Genomic DNA, 19,514 nt, shown 5'->3' with positions numbered 1-19,514 from the left:
ACCTCAAGCGGGCGATCGTGACGGCCTCGTGACGTGACGTCAGCCGTGGGACGCGGGCGTCAGAGGGGGTACGGGCGTCGCCTCGACCGAGCGGGCGGCCCGGTCGAGCGCGCTCGCCAGGAGTGCCAGATCCGTCGGTCCGTTGCCCAGCTCCCGGACCGGGCGGCGGGTGGGCGGATCGCCCATCCGCTCCCATTCCAGCGGTACGACCGTCGGGCGGAGCGTCGCCGTCCGGGGGATCCGGCCGGTGACGCGGCCCGTCTGGAAGGGGGTGACGCGTCCGTCCGGATGCCCGAGCCGCCCGCGTCCCGCCGCCGGCACGTCGGGGCCGGCGGTCAGCGGCGGCGCGTCGAGCACGATCCGCAGCCGGGCCCCGTGGGCCAGCTCCGTGTCGGCGGTCCGGTCCGGCCGCGCGGAGGTCGCGACGAGGTGCACCCCGAGCCGCGCGCCGTTCCGCGCGACGGCCTCCAGGGCCCGGACGACGGACCCGGCGGCGGGCCTGCCGGAGGCGCCGAGCGCGGGGGCGACGAGGGCGTCGAAGTCGTCGACGAGGACGACGAGCCGCGGGAGGTACGCGGAGCTTCCGGGCCTGGCCGGTTCGCCGGAGGCGGGGCGGGGGATCCGGACGCCCGTGTCGTCGCCGGAAGGTCTGGGGATCCGGCCGTCGGCGTCGTCAGCCCCGGTCCGGCCGTCCCGGCCGCCGGCCTCGTCGCCCCCGCCACGGGACACGCGGCCGCTCGGACGGTCCGTCAGGTCGCTGTCGCCGGTGCGCAGGGTGCGGCTGCTCGGGCGGTCGTCCAGGGGGCCGCCGTCCCGTCGCGGCAGCCGCCCGCTGGGTGTGTCGGCCAGGAAGGCGTCATGGCCGGGGCGGGTCCGGGCGCCGGACCGCTCGTCGAGCGAACCGTCCCCGGTGCGGGGGACGCGGCCGCTCGGGTGACCGGCGAGGTCGTCGGCTCCCGGGCGGTACGTGCGTCCGCCGGGGTGACCGGCCTGGACCTCGGCACCGGGGCGCGGCACACGGCCGCTCGGGCGGTCGCCGAGGTCGCCGTCGCCGGTGCGGAGCGTACGACTGCTGGGCCTCCCGCCGAGATCGTCCCCCGGGTAGCCGGTCCGGCCGCCCGCCCGGCCGCCGCGGTCGTCGGCGCCGGGGTGAGGGGTGCGGCCGCTGGTCCTGTGGTCCGGGTCGCCCGGGTAGGGGGTCCGACCGCTGGGACGCGCGCCGAGGTCGTCGCCGCCGGGGTACGAGCTCCGGCCGTCGGCTCGGCTGTCGGCGTCGCCGGGGTACGCGGTTCGGCCGCTGGTCCGGCTGTCGAGGTCGCCGGGGTACGGGGTTCGGCCGCTGGTCCGGCTGTCGAGCTCGCCCGGGTACGCCGTTCGGCCGCTCGGCCGGCCGCCGAGGTCGTCGCCGCCGGGGTACGCGCTCCGGCCGCCGGCTCGGCTGTCGGGGTCGCCGAGGTCCGGGGTTCGGCCGCTGGACGGGCTGTCGAGGTCCCCGGGGTACGGCGGGCGGGCGCCCGCGCGGGTGTCGGGGGTGGTGGAGTACGTGATCCGGCCGCTGGGGCGGCCGCCGAGGTCCTCCGACGCCGGGTACGGGTCGCCCGAGCGTCCGCCACGGGTGCTCGGGAGGGCGCCGATCGTGCCGTCGCCCGTGCGGAGGGTACGGCCGCTGGTCCGGACGTCGAGGTCGGCCGCGTCCTGGACGCGGACGGTCGCCCGGGTGCCCTGGGGCACGGACTCCGCAGCGCTCGGGGCGCGCTGGCCGATCAGCCGCTCGGCGGCGGCGGGCGCCGCGCGCGTGCCCCGGCGGTCGGCGAAGTGGCCGTCGCCGATGAGCTCCGCCCGGCGCTTCAGCTCCGCGCCGAGCGCCTGCGCGAACTCCCGCATCCGCACCGGGTCCGACGCGACGAGATGCTCGGTGACGTGCGGCAGCTCCGTACAGGCCGCGAGGCCTTCGCCGCGCTCGCCGCCCGCCCCGTCCACCAGGAGCAGTCCGAGCCGGTCGGGGCGGCCACCGGCCGCGAGCGAGGCGGCGATCGAGCGGAGGAGCTCCGTCCGTCCGCTTCCCGCCGGGCCCTCGATCAGCAGGTGCGGGCCCTCCCGGGTGAGGTCCACGGCGAGCGGGCCGCGCGGGCCGGCGCCCAGGACGGCCGTGCCGTCGCCGGCGGAGGCCCAGCGGGCCATCAGGGAGGCGGGGGTGGCGCGGGCGAGCCCGAGCTCGTCGAGGAGCCGTGCCGACGGGGGCAGCGCGGCGGCCCGCGCGCCCGGTGCCGCCGTCGTGTCCGTACGCAGCGGGGCCAGCGCGCGGCCGAAACGCTCGGCCCAGGCGACGGACACCGCGTCGACCACACCGACGGTGCCGTGGCCCGCGACGCGTCCGCCCGAGGTCCGCAGCAGCCGCAGCGCCGTCGCCACGTCACCGCTGAGGAGCACCGCGGCCCCGCACTCGCGGAACGCGAGCGATGCGGCGCACGCGGTCTCGTACGTGGCGGCCACCGGCGAGACGGGGGAGGCCGAGGGCGCCTCGGCGAGGCACAGGAGATGGATGCCGGCGGCCGCTCCGGCTCCGGCGAGCCGGGCCACCGTCTCGCGCAGCGCCGCGGAACCGGGGTCGCCGTCCACGACCACCACCGTCGTCGGCCCCTCGTGGCGGGCCGCGGCCTCGGCGACGGACGCCCGGTCTGCGCTGGGCCAGCCGGGGCCGAGCGGACCGTCGTCGAGCCGCCGGGTCAGCTCCGCCGTACGGGCCTGGGCCTGCTCGCGGTCGTACGCCAGGAGCAGCCGGCAGTCCTGGCCGTGGGCGGGCCGGACGTGCGGGAGCCAGCCGAGCCAGCCCCAGGCGCGGCGCCGCTCGTCGAGCGAGCGGTTCCGGTCGGCGCTGATCAGCACGATCTCCAGGTCGGAGGGGGAGTGCAGCGCGGCGAGCTGGGCGACCACCGAACGGGTGAGGCCGGCGAGCCGGTCGGCGGGGCCGGCGAGACCGAGGGAACCCGCCTCGCGCAGGCCCACGGTGACCGGCACGCCGGAGAGCTCGGCCCGGTCCGTCGTACCGAGCCGGACCACCAGGGACTCGGGGTGATCCAGGCCGCGCTCCCAGAGCCGGGGGCCGGGACCGAGGGCGGTGAGCAGGAGGGTGGCGGGGTCGGGCCAGGTGTCGGCCGCCGGGCCGGCCGCGGGTGCGCCGCCCCGAGTGCCGGTGCCGGACCGGCCGCCGGCACGGGTGTCCGGGGCGGTGCGGGGGCCGGCGGCGGGTGCCGGGAGCTCCTCGCGGCCGCCCGTCAGGCGCCGGGCCCAGGCGCCGAGCCCCCGCTTGCCACCCGCGCGCGTGGGCGTGGTCGAGGCCTCGCTCCGGGCCTGCCGCGTCCCGCCGGGGGTCTCGCCGCCGTCGGGTCCTTCGCTTCCACCGTGGTGGTCCACCGCCCGCGCGGAGCCGGGGGAGTCGGCGCCGTACGGGCCGACGTACGCCTCGGAGCCCGCGCCGCCGTACAGGACGCCGCCCGCACCGCCGTGGGTGGTGTCGTCCGCGGTGCGTCCGGGAGCCGTGCCGGGCACGCCCGCGTGCCCCGGCCGGCCGGTGAGGCCGGGCCGCTCCGGCGCGTCCTGGCCGGCGGCTCCGCGCGCGACCCGCAGGTGGCCCTCGCCGTCCGGGGCCGTCGCCCTCGCGTCCGTACCCCTGAGGTCGTCGCCCGCGCCGGTCAGGCGGAGGGCGGACTCGCCGAGCCGCAGCAGCGCCCCCGGGGGGAACCTCACCGGTCGGTCGCCGACGGGCACCCCGTCGAGGGTCGTGCCGTTCGTCGAGCCGTGGTCGGCGACCGTGACCCGGCCGTCCTCGCCGACGGTCACGGTGCAGTGGGCGCGGGAGACGTCCGGGTCGTCGAGCGGCACGTCGGCGTCGACGGAACGGCCGATTCTGATCGGTCCGCCGTGCAGCAGGTGCACCCCGCCCGCGTCCGGGCCCGCGACCACGTGCAGCCGTGCGGAGGCCGTCTCGCCGACCCGGTCGTCAGGGCCGGGGACCTGGAGGGAGAGCACGGCGCCGTCGACCAGCGGGGGTTCGCCGAGGACGCAGCGGCGGCCGTCGAGCCGCTCCGCGCCCGCGTAGAGCACGGTCGTGCCCGAGGAAGAGGTGTCGGGGCCGGTGACGGCCGTGGCGAGGTTCGAGGCCACGGCGGCGAGCGCGGTCCCGGCGGGGGCCGTGACGAGCACGTCGCAGGCGCGCCCGGCGCCGTGGCCGGCGTACGGCGCGAGGACGGTCAGCCGGATCTGCATCGCCGTCAGCGGTCCCTTCTGCGCGACATGCCCGGCAGGGGAACCGCCCTGTGACTCCCCCCACCCGGCACGGACACGTCGTCCGGTACAGGTCGGCACGGCGCGGGGGCTCCCGACCCCTCCGATGCGACGTGCTGGAGGCATCCTCGCACCTGCCGCCGACAGCCCGCCCCCGGGTCGGCCGGAAGTGATCTTGAATGGTCGGCTGTGGACGTAAAAGTGCCTGGTTGAGCATGCCTTCGGAACGTGCCCGGCAACCGCCCCGACCCCAGGAGCGTCTTCTTCCGGACAGGCGCCCGGTCGTTTCCGGGCAGGAGCCGGACCCGTCCCGGCGCCTCGGGCCCGGGCTCCCACCGAGAGGAACCTCCGGGAGATCGGGGCACCGGCTTCGGAATCGGCCTGTGGACGACCGGCCGGTACCCCGTTCGGCGGCACTAAAGTGGGTCGGACACCCGGACGGGTCACAACAGAGGACAGGGACCCCGGGGAGCATCACCGGACCACCCCAGGACCACGGACAGCAGGGAGCGCGTGACGTGCGGCCTATCGGCAGCAAGTACCTGCTCGAGGAGCCGCTCGGCCGCGGCGCCACGGGCACCGTCTGGCGAGCCCGCCAGCGGGAGACGGCGGGCGCCGAGGCGGCCGTTCCCGGCCAGCCCGGCGAGACCGTGGCCATCAAGGTCCTCAAGGAGGAGCTGGCCAACGACGCGGACATCGTGATGCGCTTCCTGCGCGAGCGGTCCGTGCTGCTCCGGCTCACCCACCCGAACATCGTGCGCACCCGCGACCTGGTCGTCGAGGGCGATGTCCTCGCGCTCGTCATGGACCTCGTCGAGGGTCCCGACCTGCACCGGTACATCAGGGACAGCGGCCCGCTCACCCCGGTCGCCGCCGCCCTCCTGACGGCCCAGATCGCCGACGCGCTGGCCGCCAGCCACGCCGACGGCGTGGTCCACCGCGACCTCAAGCCGGCCAACGTGCTGCTCGCCGAGCAGGGCGGCCAGATGCACCCGATGCTCACCGACTTCGGCATCGCGCGCCTCGCGGACTCCCCGGGCCTGACCCGGACCCACGAGTTCGTCGGCACGCCCGCGTACGTGGCGCCCGAGTCCGCCGAGGGACGCCCGCAGACCTCCGCCGTCGACATCTACGGCGCCGGCATCCTGCTCTACGAGCTGGTCACCGGCCGCCCCCCGTTCGCGGGCGGCACCGCCCTCGAGGTACTGCACCGGCACCTCAGCGAGGAGCCCCGGCGCCCGTCGACCGTGCCGGGACCCCTCTGGACGGTCATAGAGCGCTGCCTCAGCAAGGACCCCGACCGCCGGCCGAGCGCCGTGAACCTCGCGCGCGGCCTGCGCGCGGTCGCCGCGGGCATCGGCGTGCACGCCACGCCCGCCCAGATCGAGGCGGCCGAGGGCGTCGGGGCGCTGCTCGCCCCCGACCCGGCGCCCGCGCCGGTCCCGGAGACGCCCGGCGCGGCGGACCCCACCCAGGTGCTGCCCAGCGGCGCCGGGACGCCGCCGCGGTTCGACCCCGCCGGCGCGACCAGCGTCATGCCGACCAGCGGCGCGGCGGGCGCCGCCGACCCGACGGCCGTCATGCCGCCCGTACCGCCGCAGCCGCCGCAGCCCGGCCAGGGCGCGCAGTCCGAGGAACCGCACCCCTGGCAGAACCAGCTGCGCGCGGCCCGCGACCGCAACGAGCAGACGCAGGTGCAGTACCTCGACCCGAGCGAGGACCCGCTGCGCCGGCGCCCGCAGCGGCAGCCGCAGCAGCCCCCGCAGGGCCGGCGGCCCGGTGCGTACGGGCAGCAGCCGCCGCAGGCGTACCAGCAGCAGCACCCCGCTCCGCAGCGTCCGGCGCCCCAGCCCTACCCGCCGCAGCACCAGCAGCCGCAGCAGTACGCGCCGCAGCACCAGCAGCAGCCCCAGCAGTACGCGCAGCCCCAGCAGCAGTACACCCCGCCGCAGCCGCCGCCCCAGGCCCCGGCGCCGCGCGAGCCGCGTCCGCCGCGTCAGCGCAGCGCCAACCCGGTGCGGATCCCCGGCCTCGGCTGTCTCAAGGGCTGCCTGGTCATGATCGTCCTGTTCGTGGTCGCGGGCTGGCTGGTCTGGGAGCTGACGCCCCTCCAGGACTGGATCGCCGAGGGCAAGAGCTACTGGCAGGCCATCGGCGACGGCATCTCGACGGTGACCGACTGGATCTCCTCGATCGGCGAGAGCACCGGCTCCGGAGGTACTACCGGCGGTACGGGGCAGTAATCCCGCGTCGTACTGCCGATTTGTCGACTTCCGAGGGGTGATTTCCCCTCGGAAGTGACGTCCGGCGGCCGAGGACGCGTAACTTTGCTCGCGAACCGCAGCCGCTGAGGGAGCAGTCTTGGCACGGAACATCGGCAGCCGCTACACCACCCACCAGATCCTCGGGCGGGGCAGTGCAGGAACGGTGTGGCTCGGCGAGGGGCCCGAGGGTCCCGTCGCCGTCAAACTGCTGCGCGAGGACCTGGCCTCCGACCAGGAGCTCGTGGGCCGCTTCGTCCAGGAGCGCACCGCCCTGCTCGGCCTCGACCACCCCCGGGTGGTCAAGGTCCGCGACCTCGTCGTCGACGGCAACGACCTGGCCCTCGTCATGGACCTGGTGCGCGGCACCGACCTGCGCACCCGCCTCGACAGGGAGCGGCGGCTCGCCCCCGAGGCCGCCGTCGCGATCATCGCCGACGTCGCCGACGCCCTCGCCGCCGCGCACTCCGCCGGGGTCGTCCACCGGGACGTCAAGCCGGAGAACATCCTGCTCGACATGGAGGGGCCGCTCGGGCCCGGCGGCGCCCACCCCGCCCTCCTCACCGACTTCGGCGTCGCCAAGCTGATCGACACCCCCGGCCGCACCAAGGCCACCCGCATCATCGGCACCCCCGACTACCTCGCCCCCGAGATCGTCGAGGGCCTCCCGCCGCGCGCCGCCGTCGACATCTACGCCCTCGCGACCGTCCTGTACGAGCTGCTCGCCGGCTTCACCCCCTTCGGCGGCGGCCACCCCGGCGCCGTCCTGCGCCGCCACGTCACCGAGACCGTCGTCCCCCTCCCCGGCATCCCCGAGGAGCTGTGGCAGCTGATCGTGCAGTGCCTGGCGAAGGCTCCGGCCTCCCGGCTGCGCGCCTCCGAGCTCGCCGCCCGTCTCAAGGACGTCCTGCCGCTGCTCAAGGGCATCCCGCCGCTCGACGTCCACGAGCTGGACCCGGAGGAGTCGGCACCGGCCCCCGAGCCGGAGCCGGAGGCGTACGCCACCGGTACGGGCGCCGGCGAGCCCGGCCCGCGCCGCGCCGCCGTCCCCCTCGTCCCCGGTGCCTCCGCCGACTCCAACCGTGACACCCACACCTCCATGCGGGTCCCGGCCCCCGACGAGCTCTCGGGCGGCCCCCTCGGCACCGCCAGGGCCCCGCGCCCCGCCGGCGCCCGCCGCCCCGGCTCGGCCCGCCACAAGGCGGAGGCGGTCCGCAAGCGCCGGATCACCCTCGCCGTCGCGGCGGTCGTCGTCGCGGGCGCGCTGGGCGCCGGCGGCTACCTGGCGGCCTCCGGCGACTCGGACGCCCCGCCGCAGGACTCGAAGCAGTCCTCGCTGCCCTAGGGGGTGTCTCGGCCGAAGGTTCGGCTCCTTGCCCGGAGCCGTTACGCTGGACGCGTGGCAGTCGTCGATGTATCCGAAGAGCTGAAGTCCCTCTCCTCGACCATGGGGTCGATCGAGGCCGTCCTGGACCTCGAGAAGCTGAGGGCCGACATCGCCGTGCTCGAAGAGCAGGCCGCGGCCCCGTCCCTGTGGGACGACCCGGAGGCGGCGCAGAAGATCACGAGCAAGCTTTCGCACCTCCAGGCCGAGGTCCGCAAGGCCGAGACCCTGCGCGGGCGCATCGACGACCTCGCGGTGCTCTTCGAGCTCGCCGAGGAGATGGACGACCCGGACACCCTCGCCGAGGCCGAGACGGAGCTCACCTCCGTGCGCAAGGCCCTCGACGAGATGGAGGTCCGCACCCTCCTCTCCGGCGAGTACGACGAGCGCGAGGCCCTGGTCAACATCCGCGCGGAGGCCGGTGGCGTCGACGCCTCCGACTTCGCCGAGCGGCTCCAGCGCATGTACCTGCGCTGGGCGGAGCGCCACGGCTACTCGACCGAGATCTACGAGACCTCGTACGCGGAGGAGGCCGGCATCAAGTCGACCACCTTCGTGGTGAAGGCGCCGTACGCCTATGGCACGCTCTCCGTCGAGCAGGGCACCCACCGACTGGTCCGCATCTCGCCCTTCGACAACCAGGGCCGCCGCCAGACCTCGTTCGCCGGCGTCGAGATCCTCCCGGTCGTCGAGTCCTCCGACCACGTCGAGATCGACGAGTCCGAGCTGCGCGTCGACGTCTACCGCGCCTCGGGCCCCGGCGGCCAGGGCGTCAACACGACCGACTCGGCCGTGCGCATCACGCACCTTCCGACCGGCATCGTGGTCTCCTGCCAGAACGAGCGCTCGCAGATCCAGAACAAGGCGAGCGCCATGAACGTCCTCCAGGCCAAGCTCCTGGAGCGTCAGCGCCAGGAGGAGCGGGCCAGGATGGACGCCCTCAAGGACAGCGGCAGCTCCTGGGGCAACCAGATGCGCTCGTACGTCCTCCACCCGTACCAGATGGTCAAGGACCTCCGTACGGAGTTCGAGGTCGGCAACCCGCAGGCCGTTCTGGACGGCGAGATCGACGGCTTCCTCGAGGCGGGCATCCGCTGGCGCAAGCAGCAGGACAAGTAACCCCTCGGCAGCGCGTGTTCGGGCCCCGCACCTTCCGGTGCGGGGCCCGGCGTCGTTCTGTGCGGGGCCCGTCGCTGTTCCGCTCGGGCCTTCCGGCCGGTCTGCGGATTCGCTGGCGCAAGCGGAATCGTGGCCACTGGGGCGCTTTGTCGACAAGGCAACGGGTGCTGGAGGGCCCGGGGTTCTGGGTTTACGTCACAGTTGCATCGTCGCATCTGGGGCAGTCCGTGATCTTTCGGGCATCGCACGCGCAACGACCTTGACGCCTCATCGGAAACTCGGAAGGGTGGCGTACTGGCATGCGCATTTCTGGGGCGCGCGTGCGAACGGGGGCCGGCCCAGGAGTGAGCCGCCTCTGTCGCTGCCCCCGAGCGCTGCCCCATGACGAGATGAGCTACTGGGGGTAGCAGATCAGATGACCAACAAGACGCGAGTCCGTTTGGTGCGCGTTGCGGCGAGTGCCGTGATCATCGCCGGTGCGTCCCTGACGGCGGCGGGTGCCGCGACGGCCGTCGGTGGCACCGACAGCGACGTCGTCAGCCTGAACGTGGGCATCCTCAGTGAGGACCCGTGTGAGGAAGTCGGTGGCGTCTGCGAGTCCGGCGGTACCGAGACCGGCGGCAACGAGTCCGGCGGCACGGAGACCGGTGGCACGGAGACCGGTGGCACGGAGACCGGTGGTACCGAGACCGGTGGTACCGAGACGGGCGGCACGGAGACGGGCGGCACGGAGACGGGCGGCACGGAGACCGGTGGCACCGAGACGGGCGGCACCGAGACCGGTGGTACCGAGACCGGTGGTACCGAGACGGGCGGCACGGAGACGGGCGGCACCGAGACCGGTGGTACCGAGACCGGTGGCACCGAGACCGGTGGCACCGAGACGGGCGGCACCGAGACGGGCGGCACCGAGACGGGCGGCACCGAGACCGGTGGTACCGAGACCGGTGGCACGGAGACCGGTGGCACGGAGACCGGTGGCAACAGCTCGTCGGGTTCGTCCGGCACCTCGGGCACGTCCGGCAGCTCCGGCTCCGGCAGCTCCGGCACGTCCGGCGCCTCGGGCTCGTCCGGCAGCTCCGGCTCCGACGGTGGCTCGTCCACCAGCGGCGGATCCTCCACCAGCGGTGGCACCTCCACCAGCGGTGGCTCTTCCGCCGACGGTGGTTCCTCCACCAGCGGTGGTTCCTCCACCGGCGGTGGCGCCGGCACCTGCACCGTCGACCTCGACGGTGCCGAGTGCGTCGACACCGGCAACAACAACACCGACACCAACAACGCCGGCTCGCAGCCCGTGCAGCAGGGCCAGGCGAAGGAGGAGCTCGCCGAGACCGGTGCGGCCGAGACCTCGTTCCTGGTCATCGGTGCCGCGACCATGATCGCCGGCGGTATCGGCTTCCGTATGCTGCCGCGTCTCGTCGCCGGTGGCCGTACCGCCGTCTGACCGATCCGCGTACGCGCATGAAGAAGGGCCGGGGAGATGCTCCCCGGCCCTTCCTCGTGCTTTCCGGCTCGTGTGGTCGTCGTGCGGTCCGGCTAGGCCGTACGGACCGCCGCGAGCAGCGCTATGGCGGCCAGCAGGGCGATGGCCAGCGTCAGCAGCATCGCGGGCGAAAGACCCTGCGGGGTCAGGCGCTCGCGGTTCGCGCGGCAGACACGGCAGCGGCCCTCGGCGACCGGGGCCGCGCAGTTGGCGCACACCAGTCGGTCGTAGGTCATGCGCTCTCCTCCTCCCGCACTGGGGCTACACAGAAGGACAACGTCCGAGGGGGCCCGGACGTTCCCCCTACCACTGTGCCAGCTCGGCGGCGTTTCGGCGCGCCCCGCCGGCTCGTCTCCGCTCCACTCTGAGGGGCGAAAAGGATAAACGTCGCAAGCCAGGACCGCGACTGCGCGGGCCTTCTCGGTTCGCGTAAGGTCACGCACACCTACTCCCGGCCGACCGTGGTGCATCCGTGATCCGATTCGACAACGTCTCCAAGTCCTATCCGAAGCAGAACCGCCCCGCGCTCCGGGATGTCTCCCTGGAGATCGAGAAGGGGGAGTTCGTCTTCCTCGTCGGTTCCTCCGGCTCCGGAAAGTCGACTTTCCTGCGGCTGCTCCTCCGTGAGGAGCGCGCCAGCCAAGGCCAGGTCCACGTCCTCGGCAAGGACCTCGCCCGGCTCTCCAACTGGAAGGTGCCGCACATGCGGCGTCAACTCGGCACCGTCTTCCAGGACTTCCGCCTGCTGCCCAACAAGACCGTCGCCCAGAACGTGGCCTTCGCCCAGGAGGTCATCGGCAAGCCGCGCGGCGAGATCCGCAAGGCCGTGCCGCAGGTGCTCGACCTGGTCGGGCTCGGCGGCAAGGAGGACCGGATGCCGGGCGAGCTCTCCGGTGGTGAGCAGCAGCGCGTCGCCATCGCCCGCGCCTTCGTCAACCGCCCGATGCTGCTGATCGCCGACGAGCCCACCGGCAACCTCGACCCGCAGACCTCGGTCGGCATCATGAAGCTGCTCGACCGCATCAACAGGACAGGGACCACCGTCGTCATGGCGACCCACGACCAGAACATCGTCGACCAGATGCGCAAGCGCGTCATAGAGCTCGAGAAGGGCCGCCTCGTCCGCGACCAGGCGCGCGGCGTCTACGGATACCAGCACTGAGCAGGTAGGGGACAGAACACACCATGCGCGCTCAGTTCGTGCTCTCGGAGATCGGCGTCGGTCTCCGGCGCAATCTCACGATGACCTTCGCCGTCATCATCTCCGTGGCCCTCTCGCTCGCCCTCTTCGGCGGTGCCCTGCTCATGCGCGAGCAGGTCAGCACGATGAAGGACTTCTGGTACGACAAGGTCAACGTCTCACTCTTCCTCTGCAACAAGGCCGACGCGGCCGACGGCTCCAAGTGCCCCAAGGGCGCTGTCACGGCGCAGCAGAAGGAGCAGATCAAGGCCGATCTGCAGAAGATGGACGTCGTCGAGAACGTCTTCTACGAGTCGACCGACGAGGCGTTCAAGCGGTACAAGGAGGAGTACGGCGACACCGCCATCGCCTCCGTCATCACGCCGGACCAGATGCAGGAGTCGTTCCGGGTCAAGCTCAAGGACCCGGAGAAGTACCAGGTGGTCGCCACCGCCTTCGCCGGCCGTGACGGGATCGAGTCCGTCCAGGACCAGCGGGACACCCTGGAGAACCTTTTCGACCTGATGAACGGCATGAACGTCGCCGCCATCGTCGTCATGGGCCTGATGCTGGTCATCGCCCTGATGCTGATCGTCAACACCGTGCGCGTCTCGGCCTTCAGCCGGCGGCGTGAGACCGGCATCATGCGGCTCGTCGGCGCGTCCAGTTTCTACATCCAGATGCCGTTCATCATGGAGGCCGCGTTCGCCGGGCTCCTCGGTGGCGCGGTCGCCTGTGTGCTGTTGCTCGTCGGCCGGTACTTCCTGATCGACAACGGCATCGCGCTCGCCGAGAAGATGCAGCTGGTCAACTTCATCGGCTGGGACGCCGTCCTCGCCAAGCTGCCGCTGGTGATCGCCATCGGACTCCTCATGCCCGCCGTGGCCGCCTTCATCGCGCTGCGCAAGTACCTGAAGGTGTGAGAAGAGACCACTGACGGTGGAGGGCGTCGTACGGCCAAAGCCCGTGCGGCGCCTTTGCCTTGTCCTAGAGTGGGCGCCATGCCGGCCGCCACCGAGCGTCTCTGTATCCGGCCCCGCGGAGTTGTCCGTGGGGCCGTTCTGACGTTGGTCTTCGCCGGAGTCCTCGCCACCGCCGCCGCCACCGGGTCCCTGCCCCGGCAGGAGTCCGCGGGCGAGCCCGGCGGGGCGTCCACGCGCGCGGGGCAGCGCTCGCCGGGCGGCGCGCCCGTCGACAGCGCCGCCCTGAACCGCGCCGCCGCCGAGGCCATGGCCGACGGGAAGTCGGGCAAGCAGGCCGCCGAGGAGTTCGTCAGCCGCAGTGGCGACCGCTGGGGCGCGGTGTACGACAAGAAGGAGTACGCCGAGTTCGAGCAGGCCCTCGACGGGACCTACACCGGTGTCGGGCTCTCCGCGGGCCGGGCGGGCGAGGACCGGGTCCGGGTGACCCGGGTGCAGTCGGGCGGCCCTGCCGCCCGGGCCGGGCTCCGGGCAGGCGACCGGCTCGTCTCCGTCGACGGACGCCCGGTCGACGGGCTCTCGGTCTCCGAGGTCGTCGCCCTGCTGCGCGGCGACGGTGTGCCCGGCTCGGCCGTCGCCCTCCGGATCGAGCGCGGCCGCGCCGCCTGGACCGAGACCCTGCACCGCGCCCGGCTCGCCACGGACCCGGTCACCGTCCGCCGCCTGGACGACGGGACCCTGCTCATCCGGGTCGCCGCCTTCACCAAGGGCGCCGGCACGCGCGTACGTGAAGCGGTACGGACCGCCCCGGCCGGCGCCGGGGTCCTCCTGGACCTGCGGGGCAACGCGGGCGGCCTGGTCACCGAGGCGGCCGTGGCCGCCTCCGCCTTCCTCGACGGCGGTCTGGTCGCCACGTACGACGTGGAGGGCGAGCAGCGGGCCGTCTACGCGGAGGGGGGCGGCGACACCGGCCGGCCTCTGGTGGCGCTGATCGACGGGGGCACGATGAGCGCGGCCGAGCTGCTCACCGGCGCCCTCCAGGACCGGGGCCGGGCGGTCACGGTCGGGTCCCGCACCTTCGGCAAGGGTTCGGTCCAGATGCCGAGCACCCTGCCGGACGGCTCGGTCGCCGAGCTGACTGTCGGCCACTACCGGACCCCGGCGGGGCACGCGGTGGACGGCAGGGGCATCACCCCGGACCTGGCGGCCGGGGAACGGGCCGAGGAGCGGGCGAGGACGGTATTGAGTGGCCTCGGAGGGGGCTCGTAGTGCGAAAATGACCGCACTATGGCAAAGGGACTCGTGAACGTGCAGGGCAAGCCTGCCAAGAAGAACCAGGACAAGGCGCCCGAGCGCAAGATCATCGCGCAGAACAAGAAGGCGCGCCACGACTACCACATCGTCGACACGTACGAGTGCGGTGTGGTGCTGATGGGCACCGAGGTGAAGTCGCTGCGGATGGGCCGCGCCTCGCTGGTCGACGGCTTCGTGCAGATCGACAACCACGAGGCGTGGCTGCACAACATCCATGTGCCCGAGTACATGCAGGGCAGCTGGACCAACCACTCGGCGAAGCGGAAGCGGAAGCTGCTGCTGCACCGGGAGGAGATCGACAAGCTGGAGTCGAAGTCGCAGGAGACGGGTCACACGATCGTGCCCCTCGCGCTGTACTTCCTGAACGGCCGGGTCAAGGTCGAGATCGCGCTCGCGAAGGGCAAGAAGGAGTTCGACAAGCGCCAGACCCTGCGGGAGAAGCAGGACACCCGCGAGACCAACCGGGCCATCGCGGCGGCCAAGCGCAGGGAGCGGGCGGCCAAGATCGCCTAGCGGCGCGGCCGCGGGTAATACGCTGGCGACAGCGGCCGTCGGTCACGTACGATGGGCCGTGCACACCTCGTAAGGGGCGTGCGCTTTGAAAAATGAACATGGGGATGATCGGTTTCGACAGCGGATACCGATGCAGAGGAAGCGTGTCGAGGAAGCGGCAATGATCTCGTAAACCATATGTCGCAACCAATAATCGCCAACTCCAAGAGCGATAACTCCCGCTTCGCCCTCGCTGCCTAATTTTAGGTAACGACAAGAAGCCTCTGTGAGGAGCGTCAGCCCGGGGATGGTCCCGACCCGGATCCTGGCGTCATTCAGGGATCTAAACCTCTCAGCCCGGTCACGGGGGTGAGAGGGAAATCAAACAGTGACTGAGCCCGTCGGAGACTTGTCCGCGTGATCTCCGGGGCTGAGAAACTCGTAGCGGACTGCACACGGAGAAGCTCTGTTTCCGTACCGTTGGACGCGGGTTCGATTCCCGCCATCTCCACCGAGAGTCCGAAGGGCGTTGCCCGCTCGGACACCTCACCCCATGTGGGCCGAGGCCCGGCAGTCGTCACGACTGCCGGGCCTCTGTCATGTGTCAGTAGTGGTAGCGGGCCTTGAGGATCTTCACTTCCTTGTCGTCCGCCCGGTAGACGAGTCGGTGCTCGTCGTCGATCCGGCGGGACCAGTAGCCCGACAGGTCACCCTTCAGCGGCTCGGGCTTGCCGATCCCGCTGAAGGGGTCACGCTGGATCTCGCCGATCAAACGGGTGATCCTGCGGGCCGTCTTCCGGTCCGAGGAGAGCCGGAACAGAAAGTCCTCCCAGGCGGCAGGGTCGAAGAGGACGCTTCTCACTCCTCGCCCCCGGCCAGCTCCCTCAGCTCGTCCATGGTTGTGGTGACCACCGGCGCACTCTCGCGGTCGCGGGCCACGGCCTCCATGAGACGCAGGGCGTTGGCGGGAGAGCGAAGCAGGTAGACGGTCTCCTGCCAGGAGTCGTAGTCGTCGGCCGACATGAGGACGGCGTCGCCGTTCTTGGAGGTGATGCGCACTGGGTCGTGATCGGTGTTGACGCGCTCGATCAAAGGGAACAGGGTCGCCCTGGCTTCGCTGGCACTTATGGACATGGCGTCCGCTCCTCCGGGTCGGGTCGTGCGAGGTTGTGGTACGGCCGCCGTACCGGAAACTCGTACGACTTAGCGGGTGGAGGGCTCGGTGGTTTTCGACGTCGCCGCGCAGAGCGTCGCGGCCAGGGTCGCCGCCGTGACCGGTATCAGGAAGCCGAACGCGGCGAAGGGGGCGTGGTCGGCGGCCCAGCCGCCGGTGGCGGAGCCGGCCGCGATGCCGCCGAGCAGGGCCGTCACCGCCAGGGTCATGCCCTCGTTGAGCTGGGACGCCGGCGTCAGGCGCTGCACCAGAGCCATGCCCGTCACCATCGTCGGCGCCGTCGCCATGCCCGCCAGGAGGAGGCCCCCGGCGAGGGCGGGCAGCGATCCGGTCGAGGCGGCGAGCAGCGGCAGTGTCATGAGGACGGCCATGGCGGCCAGGCAGGTGCGCAGCCGGGCGGTGCGCCGGGAGCGGCCGTAGAGGAGGCCCGCCGCGCAGGAGCCCGCGGCCTGGAGGGCGAGGACCGGTCCCGCGAGGGGCCCGTCCACGTACGCGAGGGTCACCACCTCCATGGAGCCGAAGACCGCCCCGGTGGCGAGGAAGACGACCAGGAGGGGAGCCATGCCGGCCACGCGCAGCGGGGAGCCCGTGGCCGTGCGGGGCGCGATCGGCGGTTCGGTGGAGCGCTGGGCGGCGAAGGCCAGGACCCCGCCGAGGAAGAGAACCGCGGCGACGAGGGTCCCCGCCTCGGGGAAGAGGGTCGAGCAGAGGAGCGCGGCGACGACCGGGCCGAGCATGAAGCAGAGCTCGTCGGCGGCCTGCTCGAAGGCGTTGGCGGTGTGCAGGGCGTCGCGGTCGCCCCGGAGGAGATGGGCCCAGCGGGCCCGGGACATGCCGCCCGTGTTGGGGCTCGTGGCGGTGAGGGCGACCGTGACGAACAGGGCCCAGGCCGGTGCCTTCGCGTGGACGCAGAGCAGCAGGACGAGATGGCCGAGGACCGCGTGGGCGGCGGCGGGGACCGCGATCCGCGCCTGGCCGTACCGGTCGACGAGCCGGGCGATCCAGGGGGCGGTGAGGGCCCCGGCGGCCATGCCGGTGGCGGTCACCGCGCCCGCGAGGGCGTAGGAGCCGTACGCCGTCGCGATCATGATGACGGCGCTGACGCCGAACATGCCCATCGGCAGCCGGGCGATCAGGTTTCCGGCGGTGAAGGCGCGGGTGCCGGGGACGGCGAAGAGGCGCAGATAGGGGTTGCGGGGGGCGGTGGGCGGCTGTCTGGGGCCGGGGCCCGGGCAGCTGGCGCGGCGTGTGGCGGGTGGTCGTTCGCGGTAGCGGGGGGCGAGGGCCGGGCCCGCCGGGGTCGGGGTGAGCTCCGGTTGTGGCATGGATCAAGGCTCGGGGCGAGCGGCCGGGTGGGTCCAACACCTGTTCGGTGGCCATTCACGCGTCCGTGTTGTTAAATGCGGCGGTGCCCGCCACCTCGTCCCCGTACGACATCGACCCCCGCCTCCTGCGCGCCTTCACCGCCGTCGCCGAGGAGCTGCACTTCACCCGTGCCGCCGCCCGCCTCTACGTCGCCCAGCAGGCCCTCAGCCGTGACATCCGGCGCCTGGAGCGCGAGCTGGGCGCCGAGCTCTTCGTACGGACCACCCGGCAGGTGGCCCTCACGCCGGACGGCGAACGCCTCCTCCCGTACGCGCGACGGGTCCTCGCCGCCCACGACGAGCTGACCGAGGCCTTCCGCGCCGCGCCCCGGCCCCTCCTCGCCGACCTCAACACCCCCGGTCTCGTCCAGGAACGCGTCCTGCGCCGGGCCCGTGAACTCGCCCCGGAGCAGGAGCTGATGGCCCGCTACGAGAGCGGACTCACCGGCGCCGTGCGGGACATCCTCGCCGGACGGCTCGACACCTCCTTCGGCCGCTACGGAGGCCTCGACGCCGGGCTGCGGGCCCGGCTCGGCTCCCAACTCGTGCGGTACGAACGGATGGCGGTGATCCTCCCCGACGACCACCCGCTCGCCGGCCTGCCCGAGGTGCCGCTCGCCGGTCTCGCCGGGGAACGGATCTACGCGGGCGCGGGGAACGACCGCACGGCCGAGTGGACCGACCTCGCCGCCCGGCTCTTCGCCGGGCGCGGCATCCACGTCGCCCCGCCCGCGCCGCTCGCCGTCGGCCACGAGGAGTTCCGCCGCATCATGGCCAAGCACCGCAACCCGGTGCTCGCCGTCGTCGACTTCCCGTCCATGCCGGGCTGCGTCCTGCGCCCGCTCGTCGACCCCGTACCCCTGTCACCCGTGAGCCTCGTCTGGCGCGAGGGCCTGCGCCACCCCGGCCTCGACGCGCTCCGGGCCGCCGCCGCGGAGATCGGCGCGGCGGAAGGCTGGCTGAAACGCCCGCCCGGCTCCTGGCTGCCGGAGAACGAGCCGGGAGTACCCTGACCTGGCCCCCGGGCGGCGCTCACAGACCCCGCGCGCGCCGGGTGAGAGCAAGGTTCCGCTCCCGTCACCTCACGGCACCGGGCCGAAACGCGACTTCCCTAGCGTCTGTGGCAGGTGGACCGGGGCTGTGGACGCCCCAGGACCCGACACCCGCGGAGGTACGACATGGGCGGCGGCCGGTGGATCGAACAGTGGGAGCCGGAGGACGAGACCTTCTGGCGCGAGAAGGGCGAGCGGATCGCCCGGCGGAACCTGATCTTCTCCGTGCTCTCCGAGCACATCGGCTTCTCGATCTGGAGCCTGTGGTCGGTCATGGTGCTCTTCATGGGACCGCAGTACGGCGTCGACCCGGCCGGCAAGTTCTTCCTGATCGCGACCGCCACCGTCGTCGGCGCGCTGATCCGGATCCCGTACACCTTCGTCGTCGCCCGCTACGGCGGCCGTAACTGGACCGTCTTCAGCGCCCTGCTGCTCCTGCTGCCCACCGGCCTCGCCTTCGCGGTGATGGAGCCCGGCACCTCGTACACCACCTTCGTCCTGGTGGCCGCGCTCACCGGCGTCGGCGGCGGCAACTTCGCCTCCTCGATGACCAACATCAACGCCTTCTTCCCGCTGCGGAAGAAAGGCTGGGCGCTCGGGCTCAACGCGGGCGGCGGCAACATCGGCGTCCCCGTCGTCCAGCTCGTCGGCCTCCTCGTCATCGGCACCGCGGGCGCCATGCACCCGAGGATCGTCCTCGGCGTCTACCTGCCCCTGATCGTGGTCGCCGCCGTGTGCGCCGCGCTCTTCATGGACAACCTCGCCCCCGTCAAGAACGACACCGGCGCCGCGAAGGAGGCCGTGCGGGCCCGCCACACCTGGATCATGGCCTTCCTGTACGTCGGCTGCTTCGGCTCCTTCATCGGCTACAGCTTCGCCTTCGGCCTCGTGCTCCAGACCCAGTTCGGCCGCACCCCGCTCCAGGCCGCCTCCCTCACCTTCATCGGCCCGCTGCTCGGCTCGCTGATCCGGCCCATCGGCGGCTCCCTCGCCGACCGGCACGGCGGCGCCCGCATCACCCTCGGGACCTTCGCCGCGATGGCCGCCGCGACCGGAGTGGTGATCTACGCCTCCGTCATCGAATCGCTCACCGTCTTCCTCGTCGGCTTCATCGGACTCTTCGTCCTCAGCGGCCTCGGCAACGGCTCCACGTACAAGATGATCCCGGCGATCTTCCTCGCCCAGGGGCACCGCAAGGGCCTCGCGGGAGAAGCCGCGGAAGCCTACGGACGACGCCTCTCCGGCGCCGCCATGGGCCTCATCGGAGCGGTCGGCGCACTCGGCGGTCTCGGCATCAACCTCGCCTTCCGCCAGTCCTTCCAGACCTCCGGCACCGGCACCGCGGCCTTCGTCGCCTTCCTCGCCTTCTACGCGGCCTGCATGGTCGTCACCTGGGCGGTATACCTTCGCCGCCCGACGACCGTCCCCGAGACGGCCGAAGCCGTCACCGCGTCGGAGCCCCGGCCCGGCTACGCGAAGGTGTGACC

The 19,514-nt window shown here is 73.1% G+C and carries 15 protein-coding genes and 1 other RNA gene; 11 read left to right on the top strand and 5 right to left on the bottom strand.

All coding sequences use genetic code 11. The features are described 5' to 3' along the window. Positions 1 to 39: 39 nt before the first annotated feature. Entirely contained in the window at positions 40 to 4,266 is a 4,227-nt protein-coding gene (locus tag ACFVYX_RS02755) for an FtsK/SpoIIIE domain-containing protein (RefSeq protein ID WP_389679455.1), read from the bottom strand. A gap of 536 nt (positions 4,267 to 4,802) precedes the next feature. On the opposite strand from ACFVYX_RS02755, the gene ACFVYX_RS02750 reads away from it, so the two are divergent. The 4 genes from ACFVYX_RS02750 to ACFVYX_RS02735 all read left to right on the top strand — a co-directional run bounded on the left by ACFVYX_RS02750 (position 4,803) and on the right by ACFVYX_RS02735 (position 10,492). Beyond that, positions 4,803 to 6,527 carry a serine/threonine-protein kinase gene (locus tag ACFVYX_RS02750; protein WP_389679454.1) on the top strand — a complete coding sequence of 575 codons (1,725 nt, stop codon included), beginning with the start codon at positions 4,803 to 4,805 and terminating at the stop codon, positions 6,525 to 6,527. Between the two features lie 118 nt (positions 6,528 to 6,645). Further along, positions 6,646 to 7,890, top strand: a complete 1,245-nt coding sequence (locus ACFVYX_RS02745) for a serine/threonine-protein kinase (RefSeq protein WP_389679453.1) — start codon at positions 6,646 to 6,648, stop codon at positions 7,888 to 7,890. A 54-nt stretch (positions 7,891 to 7,944) separates the two neighbouring features. Next, complete coding sequence (prfB, locus tag ACFVYX_RS02740; RefSeq protein WP_351910288.1) at positions 7,945 to 9,048, top strand: peptide chain release factor 2; 1,104 nt, start codon at positions 7,945 to 7,947, stop codon at positions 9,046 to 9,048. A gap of 463 nt (positions 9,049 to 9,511) precedes the next feature. Further along, complete coding sequence (locus ACFVYX_RS02735; RefSeq protein ID WP_389679451.1) at positions 9,512 to 10,492, top strand: LPXTG cell wall anchor domain-containing protein; 981 nt, start codon at positions 9,512 to 9,514, stop codon at positions 10,490 to 10,492. Positions 10,493 to 10,584: 92 nt separating this feature from the next. On the opposite strand, the gene ACFVYX_RS02730 is transcribed toward ACFVYX_RS02735, so the two are convergent. Then, a complete protein-coding gene (locus ACFVYX_RS02730; RefSeq protein ID WP_389679450.1) occupies positions 10,585 to 10,767 on the bottom strand; it encodes a hypothetical protein in 183 nt (60 codons plus the stop codon). Positions 10,768 to 11,003: 236 nt separating this feature from the next. Here ACFVYX_RS02730 and ftsE point away from each other — a divergent pair, with 236 nt between their 5' ends. The 5 genes from ftsE (at position 11,004) to ssrA (ending at position 14,951) form a co-directional block, all read left to right on the top strand. After that, a complete protein-coding gene (gene ftsE / locus ACFVYX_RS02725; RefSeq protein ID WP_053648390.1) occupies positions 11,004 to 11,693 on the top strand; it encodes a cell division ATP-binding protein FtsE in 690 nt (229 codons plus the stop codon). 23 nt (positions 11,694 to 11,716) lie between these two features. Further along, positions 11,717 to 12,634, top strand: coding sequence for a permease-like cell division protein FtsX (gene ftsX, locus ACFVYX_RS02720; RefSeq protein WP_389679449.1), 918 nt, complete (start codon positions 11,717 to 11,719; stop codon positions 12,632 to 12,634). A 78-nt stretch (positions 12,635 to 12,712) separates the two neighbouring features. After that, on the top strand, positions 12,713 to 13,900 hold the full coding sequence (locus ACFVYX_RS02715) for a S41 family peptidase (RefSeq protein WP_389679448.1): 1,188 nt from the start codon (positions 12,713 to 12,715) through the stop codon (positions 13,898 to 13,900). Between the two features lie 18 nt (positions 13,901 to 13,918). Continuing rightward, a complete protein-coding gene (smpB, locus tag ACFVYX_RS02710; RefSeq protein ID WP_360784908.1) occupies positions 13,919 to 14,458 on the top strand; it encodes an SsrA-binding protein SmpB in 540 nt (179 codons plus the stop codon). 100 nt (positions 14,459 to 14,558) lie between these two features. After that, positions 14,559 to 14,951, top strand: a transfer-messenger RNA (tmRNA) gene (gene ssrA, locus ACFVYX_RS02705). 90 nt (positions 14,952 to 15,041) lie between these two features. On the opposite strand, the gene ACFVYX_RS02700 is transcribed toward ssrA, so the two are convergent. From ACFVYX_RS02700 to ACFVYX_RS02690, 3 genes are all read right to left on the bottom strand, one after another. After that, positions 15,042 to 15,299: a Txe/YoeB family addiction module toxin gene (locus tag ACFVYX_RS02700; RefSeq protein ID WP_389679447.1), complete on the bottom strand. Its 258-nt coding sequence runs from the start codon at positions 15,297 to 15,299 to the stop codon at positions 15,042 to 15,044. Continuing rightward, complete coding sequence (locus ACFVYX_RS02695) at positions 15,296 to 15,571, bottom strand: type II toxin-antitoxin system Phd/YefM family antitoxin (protein WP_389679446.1); 276 nt, start codon at positions 15,569 to 15,571, stop codon at positions 15,296 to 15,298. The genes ACFVYX_RS02700 and ACFVYX_RS02695 overlap by 4 nt, the downstream gene beginning before the upstream one ends. A gap of 69 nt (positions 15,572 to 15,640) precedes the next feature. Further along, positions 15,641 to 16,936 carry an MFS transporter gene (locus tag ACFVYX_RS02690; protein WP_389679445.1) on the bottom strand — a complete coding sequence of 432 codons (1,296 nt, stop codon included), beginning with the start codon at positions 16,934 to 16,936 and terminating at the stop codon, positions 15,641 to 15,643. Positions 16,937 to 16,983: 47 nt separating this feature from the next. Between ACFVYX_RS02690 and ACFVYX_RS02685 the strand changes: the two genes are divergently transcribed. Continuing rightward, a complete protein-coding gene (locus ACFVYX_RS02685; protein ID WP_389679444.1) occupies positions 16,984 to 17,988 on the top strand; it encodes a LysR family transcriptional regulator in 1,005 nt (334 codons plus the stop codon). Between the two features lie 165 nt (positions 17,989 to 18,153). Further along, a complete protein-coding gene (locus ACFVYX_RS02680) occupies positions 18,154 to 19,512 on the top strand; it encodes a nitrate/nitrite transporter (protein ID WP_389679443.1) in 1,359 nt (452 codons plus the stop codon). Positions 19,513 to 19,514 lie beyond the last annotated feature (2 nt).

Source organism: Streptomyces sp. NPDC058326 (assembly GCF_042879855.1).
Taxonomy (GTDB): domain Bacteria; phylum Actinomycetota; class Actinomycetes; order Streptomycetales; family Streptomycetaceae; genus Streptomyces.
This window is presented reverse-complemented; position numbering and strand designations above follow the sequence as displayed.